The organism is Clostridium sp. AM25-23AC, assembly GCF_003435125.1.
GTDB classification, from domain to species: Bacteria; Bacillota; Clostridia; order Lachnospirales; family Lachnospiraceae; genus Pilosibacter; species Pilosibacter fragilis.
On sequence record NZ_QWGI01000073.1, the window covers coordinates 1 to 3,721 of the forward strand.

Annotated in this window: 4 protein-coding genes; all 4 read left to right on the forward strand. The window is 35.0% G+C overall.

What is annotated here, in order from left to right; genetic code table 11:
* Window positions 1-268: 268 nt before the first annotated feature.
* The 4 genes from DW677_RS17770 (at window position 269) to DW677_RS17785 (ending at window position 3,617) form a co-directional block, all read left to right on the forward strand.
* Window positions 269-610, forward strand: coding sequence for a nucleotidyltransferase domain-containing protein (locus DW677_RS17770; protein ID WP_117468954.1), 342 nt, complete (start codon window positions 269-271; stop codon window positions 608-610).
* Window positions 597-1,019 carry a HEPN domain-containing protein gene (locus DW677_RS17775; RefSeq protein WP_117468955.1) on the forward strand — a complete coding sequence of 141 codons (423 nt, stop codon included), beginning with the start codon at window positions 597-599 and terminating at the stop codon, window positions 1,017-1,019. The genes DW677_RS17770 and DW677_RS17775 overlap by 14 nt, the downstream gene beginning before the upstream one ends.
* A 213-nt stretch (window positions 1,020-1,232) precedes the next feature.
* A complete protein-coding gene (locus tag DW677_RS17780) occupies window positions 1,233-2,711 on the forward strand; it encodes a hypothetical protein (RefSeq protein ID WP_117567929.1) in 1,479 nt (492 codons plus the stop codon).
* A 339-nt stretch (window positions 2,712-3,050) separates the two neighbouring features.
* Window positions 3,051-3,617, forward strand: a complete 567-nt coding sequence (locus DW677_RS17785) for a hypothetical protein (protein WP_117468957.1) — start codon at window positions 3,051-3,053, stop codon at window positions 3,615-3,617.
* Window positions 3,618-3,721: the final 104 nt, after the last annotated feature.

Sequence of the window (3,721 nt, forward strand, 5' to 3'; positions counted from 1 at the left end):
CTTATTAGCCACTACTGTTACAACGTTAGTATAGCACTTCACATCATGTAAATCACACTGAACTATTAAAAGAGGATGTTCTTTCTAATCAGGTGTATCTGTATCAGAGAAAAGAGGATCGTTTAATCATAGCCTAGCTGATCTGGAAAAGAAAATCTGGTGGAAGCTTGTTTGCCTCTACCAGATTTTCGCGTATCCAGTATATAAAAATATTGCTTACCGGTTTTCAAGTGGATATAATAGATGTAGGTAGAGAGGAGGAAATAAGATGGCAACAGAAATGCAGAATTTGATAACAGAATATGTAACTGCGGTGAAGAAAATTTACGGGAACCACTTAAAACAAGTAATCTTATATGGTTCGTATGCCCGTGGCGATTATACAAAAGATTCTGACGTGGATATTATGCTGTTGGTGGATCTGGATGAAACAGAACTGGATACCTTCTCAGATGCTTTATCAGAGCTTGGATTCGAGTATAATGTAGAACATGATATCTGGATGATGCCGATTGTGAAAAATAAAAAGAGTTTCCTTCGATGGAGTGAAGCTTATCCATTCTATAAAAATGTAAAAACGGAGGGAATTTCCTTATATGAAGCAGCCTGATGAATTTGATATTGGGGATCGGTGGGACCTGGTTGCTCATCGCCTGCAGATTGCAGAAGAAGATCTTGAAACGGCTAAGATATTGATGGAATGCGGCAAATATCGCGGAGCAAATAATAGAGCATATTATTCTATTTATCATACAATTGATGCAGTTCTTTCGGTTCATGGGGTTGCATTCAAACGCCATAAGGATACGTTGGCATATTTTAATAAGAATTTTGTGGCGAAGGAAATTTTTCCAAGATCATTGGGGCGTCAGATTGTTCAATCAGAAGAAATTAGACATGCAAGTGACTATGATCCGTTCTATATTGCTTCGAAGATAGGGACTGAAAAGCAAATTGAAACAGCAGAGATAATGTTGGAACATGCAAGAAAGTATATTAATAATCAAAAAAGAGAATAGGATTAAAATCGGAAGCAGGGGACGATTGTCAACTGCTTCTATTGATTTGATGCAGCGATGTATTATGTTAATGTGCCAATGTGTCAGTGATATTTTAAGTCTATAGTTTATTTCTAAGCTGTAGTGGAGGCTTAATTTTTATTTGTAAAATTTAGTAGTTATGATTATAGGCATGCTTGACACATTGACACATAGTATTATTGGAGGGTTAAGATGAAAAAAAGAAAAGAGGAAAAAACTGGGGCGACAATGGTAGACAATAGTAGACAAACACATGTAATAAAACTACTGGGGTTAGAAGAAGAGGAAGAAAATAAATTCAGTAGTTTGGAGCGAAAAAGCAGGATGCAGAATCAGGTAAGATTTTATCGTGATTTTTATCGTGCACTGTGCGCACCAGAATGTAATTTGGAAGGGGACAAGATGTTCCTAAACTTGATACAGAATGATATAACACTTACAATGCTTTTTGCCAAAGGTATAGGACGAAAAGAATTGTATAAAGAGTTGAATGTTATTTTTGAACTACAAAGAGACGTTGGAGAAAGGATGTGCAAAATAAAATGGGAAGAGTTAGAAAATAATTCTGATAAAATAAGTAAGTCAGATGCGGATATTGAGTATGGACAGTATGAATGGGAAAATATTGTAGATGACGGAAACAATATAGAGGAATTTTTGGAAAAACAGGATGTAAAGTGGAAATACATGATGGATTGTTATAGCCAGATATTAGAAATCTTATTGGACTCAGAATTCCCATTAAAAGATGTGATCGATAGAATAAGGAAAGCATTTAAAATTGAAAAAACAAGTTATGAGAAAATTAAACGAAACAAACAAGCTTCATACATGTTTGATAGAGATAATATATATGTGAATCTTTATTTGTATGGACGTGGTCGTTTTATACAATATTTCTATGCTGATTTAATTCCAGATTTTTCGCTTTTTAAAGATATTGTAAACTATGACTATGGATTGCCAAAGGACAGCTACTCTCTTAAAGATGTGGCGAGAGTGTATACGAAAATGTTAGGAAAGACAGGAGAGGATGATTATAAGAAAATATATCAAAATATTGTGAAGCAATTTCAAAAATTGCACTATACAAGTAAATACAGAGAGGATAAAAAAGAAGACAAACCCGACGATATGTATACTGTATATAACGTAAAATGGGTAGAAAATACAATTCGAAATTATAATATAAAGTATGCAGAGTTGGGAGAGGCATTATCAGTATATATATTTTTTAAAAGAAAAAATTATCGGGAGGAAGATTATACAGAAGATGATTTAGAGAAAGTACTCAGTCTCTATGGAAAAATTTTAGATCTCATGGTAAAGTACGGAAAACGTTCAAAAATTGTCAATGAAATAAAAAAATTAGGAAATTATTATAGAGAAGAGTATCGTAAAATTTTTGATAGAGCAGACAGGGATTATCAAGAGTCAATGATTGAAAGATTAACAGAAGAGCTGTTGAACATTTATACTTATGGCATAGGAGGGACGCAAGGAGCTATATATGGATATTCTAAAAAAGAAATAAGGAAAATGGTTAGTTCAAAAAGAACGAAGAAAAAAGACAATTTAAAGCATATGGAAACTTTTGATTTCGGTGAGCTTGACCTGGCAGAGCTTTTAAGAAATATTAAAAACGACAGTAAAGCAGAAGATAAAGATTGAATATAAAAATAGAAACTGATTGTACAGATTTTTGAGCAGTTTGTTTATGAGAAATAAGGTAAGTCCATGTTATACATAAAAACCAAGTATAACATGGACTTACCTTATTTGTAGGAATGAATGCAGAGGCGGGGAAGATTAAGAGTACAGTGACGATGGTAGTGGAATATTCTCAAAAAAATGTTGACCCCTAAAAGGGAAATGATATCTGCTATAGTTTAAGCATAGATCGGAGCGAGCAACAAACATTCCAATGCTGATCTTGCGAGTGGTTTGGTGTAAGCAAAGAGCTAAATATAATAAATGATAGCATGATCAGCAGCTATCAGAGGAGGAAATATGACTACAGAGGAAAAAGCAACTTACTTTGAAGAGACAGTGAGGAAATCTATAAATCCGAAAAAACAGGCAGATTACATTTCTATTAACGAAAAAGGGACCGCAGCCAAGTTGGGTGATAATGAGATCGAGCGAATTATAAACGCAGCGATAGTTGTGGAGTATGAGGGTGCACGTTATGAGTGGCAGATTGAAGATGGTAAGCCGATTACTATTCCGACAGGTATGCGTATTTGCTTGAAAAACATGAAAAAAGCAGCATTAGAATTAGGTGACAACATCGAATACAAGCAGCATGTATTCTTTCCTAATAAGGAACAGGAGGAGACTTTTTCAATCTTTGGAATTGTTGAGAATGAAGAATTTGCAGTAGCGTTCAGTTACAACCCAAATAAGGAAGAAATCAAGTACGTTTGCGAGGATAAGATGATTAATGGTGCTTCTGATTTATACGCAATAGTGCGTGATGCTTGGATGGAGGGAATGAAAGATGGAAGGAAGGAAACCGTCAATACGCAGGGAGAAACCAACGATCAAGAATATATATGTTCCGAGATGCCGTGGTAAGAATCCTGTGGAAACAGATACGGGAGAGTGCAACATGCACTCTCTGGTATCTACGGAAGAGAAATGCATATTGCGAAGCTAAACGGCCGTCTTTGCGGAGCAAA